Origin of the sequence: Candidatus Aquarickettsia rohweri (genome assembly GCF_003953955.1) — a bacterium.
GTDB lineage: Bacteria > Pseudomonadota > Alphaproteobacteria > Rickettsiales > Midichloriaceae > Aquirickettsia > Aquirickettsia rohweri.
This window is the reverse complement of record NZ_RXFM01000022.1, coordinates 1-14,438: the sequence shown is the minus strand read 5'-3', so window position 1 is coordinate 14,438 and position 14,438 is coordinate 1. Positions and strand designations below refer to the sequence as shown.

General features: G+C 27.6%; 11 protein-coding genes and 1 tRNA gene. 2 read left to right on the top strand and 10 right to left on the bottom strand.

Annotated features, from left to right (window positions below; all coding sequences use genetic code 11):
* Window positions 1-473: 473 nt before the first annotated feature.
* The 7 genes from thiL to EIC27_RS02365 form a co-directional block, all read right to left on the bottom strand.
* Window positions 474-1,475, bottom strand: coding sequence for a thiamine-phosphate kinase (gene thiL, locus EIC27_RS02395; RefSeq protein ID WP_126044557.1), 1,002 nt, complete (start codon window positions 1,473-1,475; stop codon window positions 474-476).
* Window positions 1,476-1,509: 34 nt separating this feature from the next.
* Window positions 1,510-2,691 carry an aminotransferase class I/II-fold pyridoxal phosphate-dependent enzyme gene (locus tag EIC27_RS02390; protein WP_126044556.1) on the bottom strand — a complete coding sequence of 394 codons (1,182 nt, stop codon included), beginning with the start codon at window positions 2,689-2,691 and terminating at the stop codon, window positions 1,510-1,512.
* A 4-nt stretch (window positions 2,692-2,695) separates the two neighbouring features.
* Window positions 2,696-3,553, bottom strand: a complete 858-nt coding sequence (gene dapF, locus EIC27_RS02385) for a diaminopimelate epimerase (protein WP_126044555.1) — start codon at window positions 3,551-3,553, stop codon at window positions 2,696-2,698.
* Window positions 3,546-4,433 carry a 4-hydroxy-tetrahydrodipicolinate synthase gene (gene dapA, locus EIC27_RS02380; RefSeq protein ID WP_126044554.1) on the bottom strand — a complete coding sequence of 296 codons (888 nt, stop codon included), beginning with the start codon at window positions 4,431-4,433 and terminating at the stop codon, window positions 3,546-3,548. Before dapA ends, dapF begins: the two co-directional genes overlap by 8 nt.
* Window positions 4,426-5,157, bottom strand: a complete 732-nt coding sequence (gene dapB, locus EIC27_RS02375) for a 4-hydroxy-tetrahydrodipicolinate reductase (protein ID WP_126044553.1) — start codon at window positions 5,155-5,157, stop codon at window positions 4,426-4,428. The genes dapA and dapB overlap by 8 nt, the downstream gene beginning before the upstream one ends.
* A gap of 136 nt (window positions 5,158-5,293) precedes the next feature.
* On the bottom strand, window positions 5,294-7,366 hold the full coding sequence (locus tag EIC27_RS02370; RefSeq protein ID WP_153183756.1) for an MFS transporter: 2,073 nt from the start codon (window positions 7,364-7,366) through the stop codon (window positions 5,294-5,296).
* Between the two features lie 61 nt (window positions 7,367-7,427).
* A tRNA-Tyr gene (locus tag EIC27_RS02365) sits at window positions 7,428-7,513 on the bottom strand.
* A 195-nt stretch (window positions 7,514-7,708) separates the two neighbouring features.
* Here EIC27_RS02365 and EIC27_RS02360 point away from each other — a divergent pair.
* Both EIC27_RS02360 and EIC27_RS02355 read left to right on the top strand, forming a co-directional pair.
* Window positions 7,709-8,353: an alpha/beta hydrolase gene (locus tag EIC27_RS02360; protein WP_126044551.1), complete on the top strand. Its 645-nt coding sequence runs from the start codon at window positions 7,709-7,711 to the stop codon at window positions 8,351-8,353.
* An 8-nt stretch (window positions 8,354-8,361) separates the two neighbouring features.
* Window positions 8,362-9,498 (top strand): FtsW/RodA/SpoVE family cell cycle protein, encoded by a 1,137-nt coding sequence (locus tag EIC27_RS02355; protein ID WP_205702316.1) that lies wholly within the window; start codon window positions 8,362-8,364, stop codon window positions 9,496-9,498.
* Here the strand turns inward: EIC27_RS02355 and dnaE are convergent.
* From dnaE to EIC27_RS02340, 3 genes are read right to left on the bottom strand one after another with little or no spacing between them, the layout of a single operon-like run.
* The gene (gene dnaE, locus EIC27_RS02350; RefSeq protein ID WP_126044549.1) at window positions 9,495-12,866 is read right to left on the bottom strand and encodes a DNA polymerase III subunit alpha; all 3,372 of its coding nucleotides are present in this window, start codon (window positions 12,864-12,866) and stop codon (window positions 9,495-9,497) included. The genes EIC27_RS02355 and dnaE overlap by 4 nt on opposite strands.
* Entirely contained in the window at window positions 12,866-13,369 is a 504-nt protein-coding gene (gene ruvC, locus EIC27_RS02345) for a crossover junction endodeoxyribonuclease RuvC (RefSeq protein ID WP_126044548.1), read from the bottom strand. The genes dnaE and ruvC overlap by 1 nt, the downstream gene beginning before the upstream one ends.
* Before the next feature lie 6 nt (window positions 13,370-13,375).
* Window positions 13,376-14,101, bottom strand: a complete 726-nt coding sequence (locus tag EIC27_RS02340) for a YebC/PmpR family DNA-binding transcriptional regulator (RefSeq protein ID WP_126044547.1) — start codon at window positions 14,099-14,101, stop codon at window positions 13,376-13,378.
* Window positions 14,102-14,438: the final 337 nt, after the last annotated feature.

Genomic DNA, 14,438 nt, shown 5'->3' with positions numbered 1-14,438 from the left:
TCCAAAAGAGTTAGTAAATTTACTTCCATATAATATTGATAAAAAAATATCATCAAATTAAATTTTTTTTAGAATTATCAAAAAACTTAAGAAACCCAAAGAAAGGCGGATAATACTTGTCAAGATGGGGATATTTTAGCGTTTACGCAAATTTGGATAACTAGCACTGATAAAGATTTAGATAAGTTATTTAAACAAAATAGCTATGCTAAGTTTACTTTAAATTAATCAAAAAAGTCTACTTAATACGTTATCAGCTTGACTTAAAACTTTATAAATATCAAAAGAAAGGTGATAAATCCCAGGAAACTGTATAAATATGCTTATGCAAAGTTTATCTAAAGATTTATAAAATCAAGCCGCTACAGCTATCAGGAGTTTTTTGTATGAGTGTAATTATATTCTTGTTTCAGAAGTATCATTGAATTGAGTTAATTTGATATAATCTTTATCAATCTCATTATTGCCTTGATTTATGCAACAAAGTTCCTAAAATGGTCGAAATCTTCATATGGATTTTTATATTCTATTTCATTTTGAAAATATGAAATTAATTTTCCTTTTTTCTTTACAATTTCTCCAATTTTATAAAACTTCTTATTAAATTTAGATAAATATTCTTTACTAATTTTTTCGTAAAAATTACTATTAATTGTAAATATTAAATAATAATCTTCTCCACCAGATAATAAATATCTATTTAAATCTGAATTATTTTTTTGACAAACTTTTAATAAATTTTTATCTACAGGTATTTTTTCTAAGTTAATATTTGCTGAGCAATTTGATTGCTCACAAATCCTAGTTAAATCCCTGTTTAAACCATCTGAACAATCAATCATAGCTTTTACTTCGCTAAAATTGGCTAAAAAATTAGATTCATTTATGTATATATAAGGAGAAATATGAGATTGAATTAAGTCATTTTCTTCCTTTTCTTTTCGCATAATTTTATTTGACACTAAATCTAATCCAGCAGCAGATAAGCCTGGATTACCAGTTATACATATATAATCTCCAATCTTTGCAGAAGATCTGTATTTAATTTTTTTGCTTTCAGATTCTCCCATAATTGTTATGGATATAAATAATTTTGACTTAGATGCTGTTGTATCTCCTCCTAAAAGGTAAATATTATAATTTTTGCATTGTTGTTTAATTCCATCAATAAGATTTTTAATGAATGAATTGTCAATATTTTGAGGAATAGCACATGCTACAAAGATAAATTTTGGAGTAGCACCCATTGCAGCAATATCACTTGCATTGACTTTTACTGATTTAATTCCTAATTCATAAGCTGTGATTGTATTTAAAGAAAAATGAACATCTTCAGCTAATGCATCATTTGAAATCAACCATGAGATATTTTTATTTTTTGGTATAACAGCACAGTCGTCACCAATCCCAACAATATCGCCTGGCAAATTACTTTCTTTTAAAATATTTATTATATCTTCTTCAGATAAGCTCATTTAAAACTTCTCTTGTAAATCAATATAAGCTAATTTAAAGCATGTTTTTCAAATTATCCTTAATCCTTTTAGCAGCTTCTTCAACTTCTTCAATAATTGGAACAAGTGCAAGTCTTACAAATTGAAGGCCAGGATTTATTCCATTAGCTTCATCGGAAATTAACTGACCAGGTGTTACTATAATTCCAAGTTCTATAAGTAATTCAGCAAATTTTATACTATTAAAGTTTTTAGGAACTTTTTGCCATAAATAAAATGTTGCATCTCCTATTGGGGCTTCTAGACCGCAAGAAGTTAATGCATCTATCATAATTTCACGTTTTTTTCTATATTCTTCTCTCATTTTTGCAACTTCAACTTGATCCTCTAAAGCTAAGCATGCAACGTCTTGAATGAATGTAGGTGTTCCAGAATCAATATTAGTTTTTACTTTTTTAAAACCAGAAATTATTCTCTCATCTCCTGCGACAAATCCAACTCTATAGCCTGTCATATTACTTCGTTTTGAAAGTGAGTAAAAAGTAATAACACCTTCTTTTTGAATTTCTAACAGACTTATAGGTTTTTCTTTAAAGTATATATCATTATAACATCCTTCATCTGCAGCAATAATAACATTATAATGTTTAGCCCATGAGACAAGAACTTGCAACCATTCTCTGGTTGCTGAAACTCCAGTAGGTGAATTGGGATAGTTTGTCCAAATAATTTTTGCTTGTTTAGATATATTGTCTGGTATTAGTGCAAAATCAATTAAAAAATTATTTTTTTCAAGAAGTGGTGTAAAGTGTATTTCAGCATTTCTGAATCTAGTGCCTGTTTTATATACTGGATAAGCAGGTGTAGGGCAAATTACTATATCACCAGGATTTACAAACCCGATAGGAAAATTAAAAATTGCTTCTTTTGACCCTATATTTGATGAAATTTCAGTTTCCGGATTTAAATCAACATTATATTCTCTTTTCATATAGTTAGCACAAGTTTTCCTATAATTTATATCTCCAATGTAACTTGGATATCCTGAAGTATTTCTGTTTTTTGCAAATTTTGAAAGATTGTTTGTGATAAAATCTGGAGTAGGGCTTTTAGGATCTCCTACACCGAAATCTATAACTTTTACGCCTTTTTGCTTTAAATCACTAACTTTTCTATTAATTTCAGCAAAAGCGTATTTTTCTGTTTTGTTGATTAATTTAGAATATTTAATTTCCATAATTTTAATATTTAACTAATTTTTTTATAAATTCACCGGCGAATACACCTTTTGAAATTCTAGATACTTCCCCTGTTAAAAACACTTCTTGGCCTATAATTTCTACAAAAACTTTGCCACCTCTCATTTCTACTGTAACATTATTGTCTATAAAATCAAGTATATATGCAGTACAGCTTGCAGCACAACTACTTGTGCCTGATGCTAAAGTATATCCTGCACCTCTTTCCCATATTTCGATTTTAATATTTGATCTATCTAAAACTTCTACAAACTGAACATTAGTTTTATTTGGAAATATTGCATGATTTTCCAGTATAGGTCCTAATTTCAATGCCAAATCTTTAGATATTTTGTCTTTGATTAAAATACAATGTGGATTTCCAATGTTAACACAATTAATTATCTTTTTTTTGCCAAGTAGTTCGATTTCTTGGTTAAGTACTTCAGTACAGTCTAATTTTACAGGTATTTTATGATTTATAAATGAATATTGTCCCATTGATACTTTAATCAAATTTGTATTTTTATCAATGACCTCAATTTTTACTTTTCCTGCCTTAGTATATAAATCAAATTTATCGCTTGTAACATAACCTTCATCAATAACATATAATGCAAATATTCTTATGCCGTTTCCACTTTTTTCAGCTTCAGAGCCATCAGGGTTGAGAATTTTGAATGATATTTTGTTATCTTTGATTATTGGTCCAAAGAGTATGCCATCAGATCCAATCCCAAAATTTCTATGGCATATTAATTTTATATTTTCCTCATTTAACACTAAATCAAAACTTAGCTTAGCTGGATCAATTACAATATAATCATTGCCTAATCCATGATATTTATAAAAATCAACCATTATTGCATTCTTGGTAAATTTGAATTATTTCTTTTTTCTTTTGGTTATCTAGTGCATGTAACGGTAATCTAAATTCTTCTTTAATTTTTTCCATATAAGCCAGTATAGTTTTAACAGGAATTGGATTGCTGGATACTGATAAAAGTGCATTCATAAATTTCAGTAATCTATAATGAATTTGTCTTGCTGCTTCAAAATTATTTGTGAAGCATTGCCAAACAATATTTTTCATTTCTCGTGGAAATATATTAGATATTACTGACACAACTCCATGTCCTCCTAAAGACATTAAGGGCAGTGTCAAAGAATCATCTCCAGATAGAATAATGAAGTCTTTAGGTGCATTATTTATTACATCCATAATCTGGGTTAAATCACCACTTGCTTCTTTGACTCCAATTATGTTTTTATGCTCCGATAATCTAATCAAGGTATGGGTTTCGAGATTAACAGCAGCTCTACCTTTAATATTATATAAAATTATAGGTATATCTACAGAATCAGCAATTTGCGAAAAATGTTGATACATCCCTTCTTGAGGGGGTTTGTTATAATATGGATTTACGGAAAGTATAGCATCAGCTCCTAATTCTTGAGCTTTAATAGATTTTTTAATTGATTGAGATGTGTTATTGCTTCCAGTTCCAACAATGATTTTTATTTTATCTTTAGCAATTTTTACAACTAATTCTATGATCGCATCTGATTCATTTTCATCAATAACAGGGCTCTCTCCTGTAGTTCCTAAAATAACAATGCCATCTATATTTGCTTCAACTTGTTCTGTTATTAATTTTTCAAGAGATATATAATCAATAGATTTATCATTATTAAATGGGGTTATTAATGCTGTAAATAATCCAGAAAAATTTTTATTCATTAAGTAATTCCTCCATATAATTTTTTATGCTATAAAATCCAGTTTTATTTTTAATCCATTTAGCACAATTTATAGCTCCTATAGCATATGAGCTTCTATCTTTAGAATCATGAGAAATTCTAATTGAATCTGTAGGGCTATCAAAAATTACTTCATGTTTTCCAATTATACTGCCACATCTTGAAGAACTAAAATGAAGTTCATTTGGTTTTATTTCACCATCTATCCTATTCGTAACTATTTGTTTCTTCCTATCTATTTTATTAGTAATAATTTTTGCTGTGGTGAGTGCTGTTCCTGAGGGGGAGTCTTTTTTCTTATTATGATGAATTTCATGTCCCATGATATCATAATGGTCAAATTTATTTATAATTGACGAAGTTTCTTCAATAATTTTCCAAAATATATTCACTCCAATAGAAAAGTTAGATGCGTATATAAATCCTGTATTGTGTTTTTTGACAATCTCCTTTACTTCATTAATATTATCATCCCAACCTGTAGTTCCACAAACTATTTTGACTCCTTTTGAGGATAAAATTTCTATGTTTTTTAAACAAGCTGATGGTTCAGTAAATTCAATAGCCACCTCATCTTTATCAAATTCAGTAGATGATAATTCAGTATAATTATTAATTATTTTTGATACGGGAGTAGATAGTTTATTGGCTTCAAGCTCTATCATTTGGCCCATTTTACCGTATCCTATTATAGCAATCTTCATTTAAAATAATCTAACTTTGAGCTAAAAGATTAGCTCTTTTATATTGAAAATGTCAAGTTTAAAAATATTTTTTAATATCGATTTTATGCATTTATTGGTGGATAGTGCCGTTTTTACGTTTTGATTTTTTCAAAAATCATCTCTTTTGCCTTTTTAAAATATCGTTACAATATTTAAACATTTTATTTTCAAGATGAACTTTGCCATAGATATTTAACTTATCCCCAATTATAGCTACAAGTTTTATAAAGCTATTATTAGTTTCTTTTGCCATCTTTTTTTGCTTTTTTAGACTTAATCCTTCTATAGTTTGCAAATTATGTAGTCTATCCATTTGTTTAATAAATAAAGCTTCATTATCATTTAATTTTTGTAAATTATTTAATGTTTTTTCTAAACTAAGCTTTATATGTTTACCATTTATAAACCTATTCCTTGTTAATCTATCCACTATTTGAGCTATGCGTTTATTAAATTTTTCTTCTATAAGTTCTACAGTACATTCAGAATCTTCCACAACATCATGTAATATACTAGCTACTATCACGTCAGTTTTTAAATACTTTTCTGCTACCATATTAGCAACAGAAAGGGGATGCCAATAATAAGGATGATCTCCTGTTTTTCTCATTTGTTTATCATGCCATTTTTTCGCAAATATTATGGATTTTTCAACTAACTTAATATTGACTTTATTGTTCTCTTCTTTGCTTAAAGCATTCAGTGTGTCTAGCAATTGTACTGAATATTTACATTTATTCTTAAATGGTTCATATTCATCTTCTAAATCATCATAATTAAAATCTTCTTCTTTTAATGCTGTGTCTTCTTTTGGTGGATTTTCATTTGGGTATTTAAGGTATGAGCCTTTTTTAATTTCTAATTTTCTTAAATATTGAATAGCCCAAAAATAACCAATTACAACAGGTAAAAAAATAACCCAAATACAATAATATCCAAAATAATTAGTTAATGGAATTAAACTAAGAGAGACGGTTATAGTAGATAGTGGACAAGAAATTCCAAAGGTTATTGCTATAATTCTAAAGCGTTTAGAAACAGGAAAATGTTTAAAAAGAGCGGTAGATAGTGATCCATCTGGGTTCAATACAAAAGAAAGAAATACTAATTGCAATAATAGCATAGAAAATGAATTTGAAATATTATTAAAACAATAAGGTGCAAAAGGTAAAAATATAATAAAAAATATAAGGGTAACTTGAGCTATTTTTAAGGGATGGTATTTTTTTACTAAATAAGCTATCAGTACACTTGCTAAAACAAGAAGAAATGTAACTTTTAAATTTTGATTTATAACTTGTTCAGCAGTAAAACCTAAATGACTTTTCATAAAACTTCCGCAATAAATAAAAGAAGTATATAATCCCACTGGAAAAACAAAGCTTAACAAAAAATAAGCTAACACAGCTTTTTTATCTATTTTCTCTTCGTATTTAAGGAAGTTTTTCTTTAGTATCTTAATTTTTTTAAATTTATTTTTCATTCTTGATTTATAATTTGCAAATTCAGGTGTTTCCCTAAGTCTTGTCCTTGCTATAAGACCTATTACTGCTATTATTGCACCAAACCAAAAAGCAAATCTCCAATTTAAACTTATAGAAATAGCAAAGGATGCAACACTTAAAGCAAATAGTCCTCCAACTCTGATGCTTATGTCAATAATTTGATTATAAATATACCTTTGAGGAGGTTTGAACATTTCTGTTAAATAAATTTGTGCGCCTATAGACTCACATGAAGAAGAAAAGCCTTGGGCCATTCTGCATAATACCATTACAATGCTTGCAGTTATGCCTATTTCTGCATATGTTGGAAGATTTGCCATTATTATACAGGAACAAGCCATAAGGGACATAGTAAGCATTATTGTAGATTTTCTACCTAATTGATCTCCTATCCAACCTATAACAATTCCTCCTACAGGTCTCATAAGATATGTTGAACTAAAAGTTAAAGCTGTAATTAATTGCGCAGTCAGAGGATTAGTTTGAGGGAAAAATAATTCATTAAGAAGCACTGCCATATGAATATACAACATTAAATCAAAATATTCAAGGAATGTACCTATTGATAGAAGTGCTACTGCTTCTTTTTGTTGTTTGTTTAGCTTTTTATTATTCATATTTATGATCCCACATATTAAATATACATTATATATATTTAAATCTGATACTTTATTAAAATTCAAGCTTAAATTAACATAATTAAATGTTTTAAATTTTTTTGTTGAATTTTATTGATTGATGATATGGTGGAGGGAGCAGGATTCGAACCTGCGTACGCAAATGCGGGCAGATTTACAGTCTGCTGCCTTTGTCCACTCGGCCATCCCTCCATTTCATAATAGCCGAAAATATAGTGTTGGATTGAAGCATATTTTGATGAAAATTACAAGATTAATAATTCCAATTATAATTAATTTATTGAAAATTTAGTGTTATATTAAATTTATGATTAAAAATGAACATATATCTTTATTGTTATTAACTGCATAAGTTGTTATTATCTGTAAAAATTAAATACCTAAATTATGTTGGAATATTCTCAGTATTATAACTATGAAGGTAAACCTAAGAAATTAATTGTAATGCTTCATGGTTATGGTTCAAATAAAGATGATTTAATAAATTTAGCTCCAGAGTTATCTAAATTTATGCCTTCAGCTTTATTTGTTTCTCCTAATGCGCCGTTTGATTTTGAGGGAATGCCAAGAAGTGATGCAAAGCAATGGTTTAGTCTTGTTGATAGATCAAAAAAAACTTTAATGAATGAAATAAAAGTAGCTGAAAAATACATTATTAAATTTATTTTAGAACAATTAAAAAAATATAATCTGATAGAAAGCGATTTATGTCTTTTAGGTTTTTCACAGGGAACAATGCTTGCATTATATTTGATAATGCAAACATTATTAAAGCCTAAATTGATAATAGGATATTCTGGAAGATTATTTGAAAATGAATGGAATTGTGATTTTTTTGATAAAATTACAAAAATATTATTAATACATGGGGAAGAAGATGAGGTTGTTCCTGTTGAAGACATGTTATCAGCAGTAGAAATGTTAAAAAAATATAAATTTCAAGTTACTAATCATATTTCAAGATATCTAGCACATGGAATAGATAATGATGGGATAAGAATAGGTGGAAATTTTCTAGAAAATAATTTTTAGGTTTGATTTTGATAATTGAATTTAAAAATAAATTATTAAATACAATAGATATAAAGGCATTTATAAATATAATTTTTATTATGCTTTTAGGAATATTATTGCTTGCTTCAGCTGGTTCAGCTGTGGCAGAAAAATTAGGGCTATCACATTATTATTTTGTAAAAAAACAATTATTATTTTTATTTGTGAGTATTGTGATTATTTTATTTTTAGCATCTTTAAATGAGAAATCGATAAAAAGAGTAATATTCATTGGTTTTATATGTACAATAATTTTACTTATTATTGTTATCTTTTTTGGTGATGCAACTAAGGGGTCTAAAAGGTGGATTAGCCTTTTTGGATTTTCTTTACAACCATCTGAATTCTTAAAACCTTTTTATACTTGTTTTATTGCAATTATTCTTTCTTATCAAAAAATTAGAATAAATTTTAAGATTTTTAGCATATGTGTATTTTTTAATACTATTGTTGCAATCTTGTTATTACTACAGCCAGATTTTGGGATGACTGTTACTAATACGATTGCAACATTTTCTTTGTTTTTTATAGCAGGAATAAAATTATCATGGTTATTATTTATATTAATCATTTTCTGTTTTGGAATATATGGTGCTTATTTATTTTTTCCACATGTGGCTAAAAGGATAGATAAGTTTATTGATCCAGTAAACTCATCTAATTATCAAGTTCAAAAATCTATTTCATCTTATTTAAAAGGTGGGTTTTTTGGAAAAGGACCAGGAGAAGGTACTATAAAATATGTTTTGCCAGATGCGCATACAGATTTTATTTTCGCAGTAGGTGCAGAAGAATTTGGACTTATTTTCTGCATAATAATTATTATTGCATTTGCAATTTTTATATTAAGAGGTTTTTGGAGTTTAACAAAGATATCTAATCTATTTCATGTATATGCAATTTTTGGGATTATGATGCATTTTTCTATGCAGTTTCTTTTTAATATAGGCGTTACATTAAATATTTTTCCAACAAAAGGCATGACATTACCTTTCATTAGTTATGGAGGCTCTTCTATGTTAGCATTTTCAATTGCATCTGGAATCTATTTAAATTTAAGTAAAACAACTAAATTCAATAATTTATCTCAAAGTAGGAAATTTATTTTTATAGAAGAACGTTAGATTTCTATTAATTTATTTTTTTGAAAATAATACAAATCATTTAAATCAATATACATGTTTTTTGTTTGTTTAAAATTAACTATATCCCCTACTTCGTTTTGTGCAGATAAATTTATTTTAATTCCAGAGGTATAATTAACGGTTTTTTGTAAATACTCTAAGTGTTTTTGTTCTTTAATTATAATTTTAATCTGTATATTAGAATCATTGATTGCTTGATCTATATTGTTAATATTATCTACTATAATCCTTACACCTGAATTATCCTTTCTTACTTCTGCTGAAAAGTATAGACTATTTCCCTCCACTAAGAGATCATTCGATTTATAGAGTAAAGCTTCATCAAAAATTGATAAATCAATTATTCCATTTAAATCTGAGATTTGTAAAAATGCATATTTACCTCTAGGAGTAGACCTAATTTTTTTAACAGTTAAAACACCTAGTAATTTTATCTTAGATATTGAGCTTTGGATTTTTTCAATATCAATAGATTGAGAAATATTCAGTCTATCAAAAAAACATCTGTATTTTTTAATAGGGTGGGTAGATATATAATATCCAAAAGATTCAAATTCTACTTTAAGCTTTTCTTTTTCATTCCATTCAGTGTAATGCTTGAGATCTGGTCTATATTTTGAATTATTAGCTGTATCAAAAAATAGATCAAGTTGATCATCATTATGAGTATTAGAAATTGAATATTTTAATAAAATATCAACATTCATAAATAAAGTTTTTCTATTTATCCCGAATTCATCAAATGCCCCAGATTTTATTAGATTCTCTAAAATTTTTTTATTAAGCCCCGCATCAGGTAATCTCTCAATGAAATCAAAGATATCTGTATATTTACCGTTTTTATCTCTTTCAGCAACCACTAAATCAGTAAATTTTTTTCCGACACCTTTAAGTCCTATTAAGCCAAATCTAATTTTATTATTCTCAAGAACAAATTCTGATTTTGAATAGTTTATGTTTGGTAAAAGTATATTAATGCCAAATTTCTTTGCTTCAATAATAAAAAGATAAATTTTATCTGTATTATCTATTTCAAGGTTTATTGATGAAGTGATAAATTCAAGAGGATAATTTGCCTTTAAATATGCTGTTTGAAAAGATATATATGCATAGGCTGCTGCATGAGATTTGTTAAAACCATAACTGGCAAATTTATTTACAAGATTAAATATCTCTTCAGCTTTTTCTTTGTTAATATTATTATCTATACACCCTGTAATAAATTTGCTTCTTTGAGCTTCCATTTCTTCCTTAATTTTTTTACCCATTGCTCGCCTTAACAAATCAGCTTCTCCTAATGTATATTTTGCTAAGATTTGAGCTATTTCCATTACTTGTTCTTGATATACTATTATTCCATAAGTTTCTTTTAATACAGTTTCGAGAAGTGGATGTACATAATCAATTTCTTCATTCCCATGTTTTCTGTTGATATAACTTGGTATATTGTCCATTGGTCCTGGTCTATAAAGTGATCCTAATGCAATTAAATCACCAATATTATCTGGTTTGATTTTTTTAATTGTTTCTCGCATACCTGAACTTTCAAATTGAAAAACTCCCATGCAATCTCCTTTAGATAACATTGTATAAGTTTTATTATCATCTAATGCGATATTTTGAAGATCAAAATCTTTATTAATTTTTTTAATTAAATTACATGTCCAAGAAATGACAGTTAAAGTTTTTAGTCCTAGAAAATCAAATTTTACCAAACCTATTTTTTCAGCATATTTTAGGGAATATTGAACCATAGGCATTGTGGAATTTGAATCTTTATAAAGAGGTACAATTTTTAAAAGCTCTTTATTACCTATTACTATTCCAGCTGCATGTGTTGAAATATGCCTATTAACACCTTCTAATTTTAAGCTAATGGATGTAAGTTTTTCAATAGATGGATCGCTTTTGCTTTGAGATTTAAGCTCTCTATCCATATCAATGGCTTGCTTTAATGTCACAGGATTTGCAGGATTATTTGGAACCATTTTGCATATTTTATCCACTTGCATGTAAGGAATTTGTAAGACTCTTCCAACATCTCTCAAAACAGCTCTTGCTTGCAGCTTTCCAAAAGTAATTATATGTGCAACTTTATCTTCACCAAATTTTTTCTTTACATAATTTATGACTTCATCTCTTCGTTCTTGACAAAAATCTATATCAAAGTCTGGCATAGATACTCTTTCAGGATTTAGGAATCTTTCAAAAAGCAACCCAAATTTTATAGGGTCAATATCACTAATTTGTAGACTCCATGCAACAATTGATCCAGCTCCAGAACCTCTTCCTGGTCCAACAGGAATTTGCTGTTTTTTACTCCATTTTATAAAATCTGAGACAATTAAGAAATAACCTCCAAATTTCATTTTATTTATTACAGATAGTTCGTAATCTAATCTTTCAAAATATATTTTTCTTTTCTGAATATCATAATTTGTATTTTTTAATCTGATTTCTAAGCCTTCTTTTGATTGTCTTATTAATTCTTCAGATTCTTGTTGTTTTGTTGGAAAAAATTTTGGCAAAAGTGGTTTGCTTTCGTGAAGAATAAAAGAACATTTTTTTGCAATGATCTCTGTGTTTTTAATTGCTTCAGGAATATCAGCAAATAACTTTTGCATTTGACGATTGCTTTTTAAATAAGCTTCAGGATTAGCTTTATTTCTTTCTTCTTCTATAAGATATCTACTTGTGGTTATGCACATTAATGTATCGAGTGCATCCTGCATTGTTTGTTTGATGTATTGAGTAGAATTTGTAGCTACAATTGGTATATTTTTTTCAATAGCTATATTTTTTATAAATTTATCAAATTCATAGTCAAAATCATTGTCTGATCTACTTAATTCTAAATAAAAGTTATTTTGAAAATTATGGTTAAATAATTCAATAATTTTTTTTGCTTCTTCTTTTTTTTCTAAATTAAATAATTTTTCAATAGGTGAATTATTACTACCAGATAGTAATATTAGTCCATCAAAATTATCAAATAAGTCTGTTAATGTTACATGTGGTATGATTGAGTCATTTAAATAACAGGTGGTTACTAGTTTCATTAAATTCTCGTATCCACATCTGTTTTTAGATAAGAGTAAAATATCACACAAATTATTATTATTTTCAGTACCAATATTAATAGTGATTACTGCTCCAATAATTGGTTGAACTCCTACTTTTATGCATTCAAGTGAAAATTCTAATGAGCCAAATAAGTTATTATAATCTGTAAGTGCAATTGCTGGTATGCTTTTCTCTTGGCAATGTTTAGCAAGATCATTTAATTTAATTACACTTTTTCCAATAGAATAATCAGAAAATGTTCTTAAATTAATAAATAAAGACATTATAGATTTTTATTATGTTTATAATGATTAGCATGGCATAAAGCTATTGCAAGTGCATCAGCTTCATCAGAAGATTTTATTTTTACATTAGGTAACCAATAGCTAATCATCTTTATGATCTGTGATTTGTCTGCATTGCCAGAGCCAGAAATTGTCTTTTTAATTTTTTTTGCTGCATATTCTGTAATTGGTAAGTTATTTTGAGAAATAGCTATAATAGATGCTGCTTTAGCTTGGGCGAGCATAATTGAGCTTTTGTTATTTACATTAACATAAGTGTCTTCTATAGCTGCATAAGTTGGCTTGTTGGACTCTATTATTTTTAAAGCCTCAGTAAAAATATGGTTTAGTCTAAAATGATAATCCATTTTGATAGATGTTTTTATAATGCCAGATGCAATGTAATTGAATTTATCACTATTTATATAATCAATAACTCCCCACCCAGTAAAATTTAAGCCAGGGTCAATTCCTAAAAATCTGCCAATAATATTTTTCGACATTTTAAATTAGCTTAAAAATTTATGATTGCTATGAACAGATTGTACGTCGTCTAAATTATCTAGTACTTCTAAAAGTTTAAAAACTTTTTCACTTTTTTCTCCATCTAATTCAACTAAAGTATCTGCCACCCACTTTACTTGAGATTCAAATGGTTTGCCAAATTTGTTTTCAAGAGAATCACTAATTTCAGAATATTTTTCTGTGTTTGTAATAATTTCAATAAAGTTACCTTTTTCTGTGCAATCATCTGCTTCAAATTCTATAGCATCATCAATTAATTGATTTTTATCCAAGTTACTTTCTTCATAAGTAATAGACCCAACTTTTTTAAACATATAGCCAACACTTCCTGGCTCACCAAGTGCACCTCCATTTTTACTAAATGCGGCTCTTACTTCGCTTGCAGTTCTATTTTTATTATCTGTTAAGGTTTCAACTATAATAGCTACTCCTCCAGGTCCATAACCTTCATATCTTATTTCATCATAATTGACATCATTATCAGCAGAAGTTGCCTTTTTGATTGCATTGTCAATTTTATCTTTTGGTAAGTTTGCTTGTTTTGCAGCTGTTATGGCAGTGCGTAGTCTGGGGTTGAAATTTGGATCTGGCATGCCTGATTTAGCAGCAACTATTATTTCTTTTACTGCTCTTGTAAAAGCCTTAGCTCTTTTTTTATCTTGAGCACCTTTACGATGCATTATGTTTTTAAATTTTGAATGTCCTGCCATATATAAAAATAGAAAAAACGTTTTTTAATGATCAAAATACTATTTTTCTAAATTTTATTCAATGGTAAACAATTTGAAAGCAGTTTTAATACTTTGTAGCTTACTAATATTCAATTACATTGTATTGGCTAAGATTTAAATAATAATTAAGCTATAAAACATGCTTTATGTAAGCGCTAAAATAAGGGCATCTAGGCAAGAATAAAAATAAGTGGTAGAACAAAAGCCTAAAAAAATAGAGGCTAATGATGCTATTAGAAAAAAAGAATAAGTAATGAAAAATGGAAAGAGCTAGTAGAAGAATATAAAAAAAGTAATGTAAGTAAATATGAATTTT

Coding starts and splice junctions, on each gene's coding strand:
- dnaE (WP_126044549.1), bottom strand. CDS start 12,866: ATGTCTTTATTTATTAATTTAAGAACATTTTCTGATTATTCTATTGGA.
- dapB (WP_126044553.1), bottom strand. CDS start 5,157: ATGAAGATTGCTATAATAGGATACGGTAAAATGGGCCAAATGATAGAG.
- thiL (WP_126044557.1), bottom strand. CDS start 1,475: ATGAGCTTATCTGAAGAAGATATAATAAATATTTTAAAAGAAAGTAAT.
- EIC27_RS02360 (WP_126044551.1), top strand. CDS start 7,709: ATGTTGGAATATTCTCAGTATTATAACTATGAAGGTAAACCTAAGAAA.
- dapF (WP_126044555.1), bottom strand. CDS start 3,553: ATGGTTGATTTTTATAAATATCATGGATTAGGCAATGATTATATTGTA.
- ruvC (WP_126044548.1), bottom strand. CDS start 13,369: ATGTCGAAAAATATTATTGGCAGATTTTTAGGAATTGACCCTGGCTTA.
- dapA (WP_126044554.1), bottom strand. CDS start 4,433: ATGAATAAAAATTTTTCTGGATTATTTACAGCATTAATAACCCCATTT.
- EIC27_RS02390 (WP_126044556.1), bottom strand. CDS start 2,691: ATGGAAATTAAATATTCTAAATTAATCAACAAAACAGAAAAATACGCT.
- EIC27_RS02340 (WP_126044547.1), bottom strand. CDS start 14,101: ATGGCAGGACATTCAAAATTTAAAAACATAATGCATCGTAAAGGTGCT.